Source organism: Ensifer sp. ZNC0028 (assembly GCF_000799055.1).
GTDB lineage: Bacteria > Pseudomonadota > Alphaproteobacteria > Rhizobiales > Rhizobiaceae > Ensifer.
Genome location: NZ_JTLA01000208.1, coordinates 1 through 266, shown reverse-complemented (window position 1 = coordinate 266; position 266 = coordinate 1). Strand labels below are relative to the sequence as shown.

Sequence of the window (266 nt, the reverse complement as noted above, 5' to 3'; positions counted from 1 at the left end):
CGCGACGGTCAAAACGCATGGAGGCGCTTTCGAACGGCACGGCCAGCCGATGTTCGAGAAGATGGGTACGGACGGCGACGATCTTCATGGGCTATCCTCGCAATACGCTCATTTCCGACGCTTGTTCGCACCGATCAGCGCGTCGAGCATGGCGACCTCCTCCTCGGTCAGGTCTTTCAGCGGCGCACGCACCGGACCGGCATCAAAACCCTGCAGCCGTACGCCGGCCTTGATCGCCGACACCGCATAGCCCTTGGCGCGGTTGC

1 pseudogene is annotated in these 266 nt (G+C 63.2%); it reads right to left on the bottom strand.

What is annotated here, in order from left to right:
• Positions 1–108 precede the first annotated feature (108 nt).
• Positions 109–266, bottom strand: a pseudogene (locus L981_RS35720) (5-dehydro-4-deoxyglucarate dehydratase); the annotation flags it as partial.